This is a genomic window from Mycobacterium sp. IS-1590 (genome assembly GCF_001500025.1).
In the GTDB taxonomy this organism is placed as follows: Bacteria; Actinomycetota; Actinomycetes; order Mycobacteriales; family Mycobacteriaceae; genus Mycobacterium.
This window is the reverse complement of record NZ_LQIW01000032.1, coordinates 1-3,917: the sequence shown is the minus strand read 5'-3', so window position 1 is coordinate 3,917 and position 3,917 is coordinate 1. Positions and strand designations below refer to the sequence as shown.

Here is a 3,917-nt window from a genome sequence, read left to right as displayed (position 1 = left end):
AGCGTGTAGTCGACGTACTGCACCGCCAGAGGCGCCCACTGCGGAGCCTGCCCAGCGCACCGGCTGGCATAGGCCACGCCCAGATCCCGCACCAACGGGGCGATCGACAAACCGTCAGCCGCGATATGGTGCACCACGGCCACCAACACATGCTCGCCCTCGCTGACGCGGAAAAGCTCTGCCCGCAAAGGGATCTCGGATTCCAAGCCGAAAACCTGGGTCGCGGTTTCTTCGATGGCCTCCGTCAGTCGGCTTTCCGACCAATCGCCGGCATCGACGACCCGCCAACCGAAGTCGAGCTGCTCAACGCCGACGATCACCTGCCGGGGCGTCCCATCGACGGCCGGGAAGACGGTGCGCAGGCTCTCGTGCCTGGCCACGACATCGCTCAGTGCTGCGCCCAGGGCGTCAACATCGAGGCGTCCACCGAGCCGCAGCGCCATCGCGATGTTGTAAACCGGCGAGGGGCCCTGCAACTGGTCGATGAACCACAATCGGTTCTGCGCGAACGACAGCGGAATCATCGCCGGCCGCTCAGCCGGCGCCAACGGCGCCAGCCCGCCCCCGTCTGCGCTGACCCTCAACGCCAACTGCGCGACGGTCGGTGCCTCGAACACGGTCCGCACCGAAAGTCCGGTGTCCAGCCCAGCGTTTACCGCGCCGATGAGACGCATCGACGAGATGCTGTCGCCGCCCAGATCGAAGAACGAGTCGTCCACCCCGACCCGCTCCAACCCGAGCACCTGAGCGAAGATGCCGGCCAGGAGTTCCTCTACCGCATTCGACGGCGCGCGATACCTGCCGGCGGTGTATTCGGGAGCCGGTAGTGCGCGGGTGTCGAGTTTGCCGTTCGGGGTCAGCGGCAACGTGTCCAGCACGACGACTGCTGCAGGAACCATGTAGTCGGCCAGGCGATCCGCGAGCGCGGCGCGCAGCCTGGCCGGCTCGGCCGTGCCGGTCACGTAGCCCACCAACCGCTTGTCACCGGGAGTGTCCTCGCGCGCGATCACCGCCGCCTGTTCGACGCCCTCGAGCGCGGCAAGAGCCGCCTGGACCTCACCCAGTTCGATGCGGTGCCCGCGAATCTTGACCTGTTCATCCGCCCGGCCCAGATACTGCAACTGCCCATCGGTGCCCCAGCGCACCAGATCCCCGGTGCGATACATCCGCTGTCCTGATCCCCCGAACGGGCATGCCACGAACCGCGACGCCGTCAAGCCCGACCGCCCGACATATCCAGATGCCACACCGTGGCCGGCGACGTACAACTCGCCAACCACCCCGGCGGGCACCGGGCGCAACCACCCGTCGAGGATGAACAACGCCGATCCCGGCACCGGCGAACCGATCGGTGGCACACCGGATCCCGCGGTCAACGGCTCACTGATCGCGACACACATCGTGGTCTCGGTCGGACCGTAGGCGTTGATCATCACCCGCCCCGGCGCCCACCGATCCACCACCTCGGCCGGACAGGCCTCACCGGCCATCACCAACGCCGTCGATTCCAGCCCCTCGGTCGACAGTGCCGCCACGGCGGACGGGGTCTGGGTGAGCACGCTGACGCCTTGGGCAACAAGCAGAGCCTGGAGATCCTCGGGTGAGCGGACCACCGGGTCGGGAACCACCACCAGTCGCCCACCGCGCAGAAGCGGACCGAATATCTCCCACACCGAGACGTCGAACGCCAGGGAGTGGCACTGCGACCAGACGCCCGCAGGCGGCAGGCCGGCGTCCAGCGTCTGCATCAGCTGAGTCACGTTGTGGTGAGTGATCGCCACTCCCTTGGGCTTTCCGGTGGTGCCCGACGTGTAGATCATGTAGGCGAGGTCGCTCGTCGCCGGTGTCGGCAGCCCGGCACTCGAGTAGTCGTCGATACGCGGGTCGGTGATGTCGATCACCGGCAGATCCCGTCCGCTTAGCCGCTCGGCCAGCACGGCGGTGGTGATCGCCGCGACCGGCGCGGCGTCGTCGAGCATGAACTCGATCCGCGCATCGGGGTGGCCGGGGTCGATCGGCAGATACGCCGCTCCCGTCTTGAGCACCGCGAGGATCGCCACCACAGCCTGCGGTGAGCGCTCCAGAAGGAGGGCCACACATTCGCCCGGGCGAGCGCCATGCTCGACCAACAGCTGTGCCAACCGGTTGGCTGCCTCGTCCAGTTCGCGGTAGGACATTGCGCCGCCGTCGAAGGACATCGCCTCGCGCTCCGGCGCGGACACAACCTGGTGGGCGAACATCGCCGTAATCGACACTGGCGGCGGTGTGGGCCGCATCAGCACAGCGCGGTTACCCCACTCGTCCAACCGCGCTCGCTCGCCTGCATCGAGCACTTCGAGCGAGGACAACCGCCGTGCCGGATCGGCGGTCATCGCCACCAACACCCGCCGCAATCGCTCGACCAACGCCTCGATGGTCTCGGCGTCGAACACGTCGGTGCGGAACTGCACGCTTCCACCGATGCCGGCCGATTCGCCGGCTTCGGTCCAGCGTTCACCGAGTGAGAACGCCAAATCCATTCGCGCCGTATGGGTGTCGACCGGCAGCGGCGCGACGCGAAGATCACCGAGAGACAGTCCTGCGGCCGGATCGCTGTCCTGCCAGTTCTGCCAGGCCAACATCACCTGGACCAGAGGGTTGTGGGTCAGCGACCGGACCGGGTTGAGGCGCTCCACCAGTACCTCGAAGGGCACGTCTTGATGCTCATAGGCGGCGAGGCTCCGCCGCCGCACCTGAGCCAGCAGTTCGGCGACGGTGGGGTTGCCGTCGGTGTTCACCCGCAGTACCAACGTGTTGACGAAGAATCCCACCAGGTCATCCAGCGCAGAGTCGCGCCTGCCGGCGATGGGGAATCCGACGGCAACGTCTCTGGTGTCACTCAGCGTCGACAACAACACCGCCAACGCGGCCTGCACCACCATGAAACTCGTCGCGTTGTGCGCCTCGGCGACCGTGCGCAGGCGCTGCTGCAATTCCGCCGGCCAGTCGACCACGATCGTGGCGCCGCGCTGGTCGGCCTGCGCAGGATAGGGCCGATCGGTCGGTAGCTCCAACCGCTCGGGCAGCCCGGCCAACTCCTGCTCCCAGAATTCCACTTGGGCGGCGATGCGGCTTCCGGTGTCTTCGAGATCGCCGAATTGCGCCCGCTGCCACAGCGTGTAGTCCACGTACTGCACGGCCAACGGTGTCCAGTCCGGTGCCCGCCCCGCGGACCGGCTCGCATACGCCACACCCAGATCCCGGACCAACGGGCTGATCGAGACACCATCGGCGGCGATGTGGTGCACCACGGCCACGAGTACGTGTTCATCGGCTCCGACGCGGAAAAGCTGTGCCCGCAGAGGGATTTCGGTCGCCAGCTCGAATGTGTAGCGGGCAACAGACCCCACGGCGTCCGCGAGTCGCCCGGTCGACCAACCGGTTGCGTCGATGACTTGCCAGCCGAAGTCGAGTCCTTCAGTCGGCAACACATGCTGCTGGGGCGCTTCGTCGACGAGAGGGAAAACCGTGCGCAGGCTCTCATGTCGACCCACCACATCGGTCAGCGCCGCGCGCAGTGCCTCGGTGTCGAGATGCCCGGTCAGCTGCAGCGCCACCGCAAGGTTGTAAACCGGTGAGGGACCCTGCAATTGCTCCAGGAACCACAACCGGCTCTGCGCGAACGACAAGGGGACCACCGCCGGCCGGTCCGCCCGCACCAGCGGCTGTAATCCACCGCCGTCTCCGCTGATCCGGGGCGCCAACTGTGCGACCGTGGGTGACTCGAATACCGTCCGCACCGCGATGTCGGAGTCGAGCGTGGTGTTGATCGCGGCGATGACCCGCATGGCCGACAGTGAATCGCCGCCGAGTTCGAAGAAGGAGTCGTCGACGCCGACGCGGTCCAGGCCCAGGACTTGGGCATAGATGCGGGCCAG

1 protein-coding gene is annotated in these 3,917 nt (G+C 67.1%); it reads right to left on the bottom strand.

Going from position 1 to position 3,917, the window contains the following annotated elements:
- A partial coding sequence (locus AU197_RS17640; RefSeq protein ID WP_156434463.1) for a non-ribosomal peptide synthetase occupies positions 1 to 3,917 on the bottom strand: 3,917 nt, incomplete at both ends.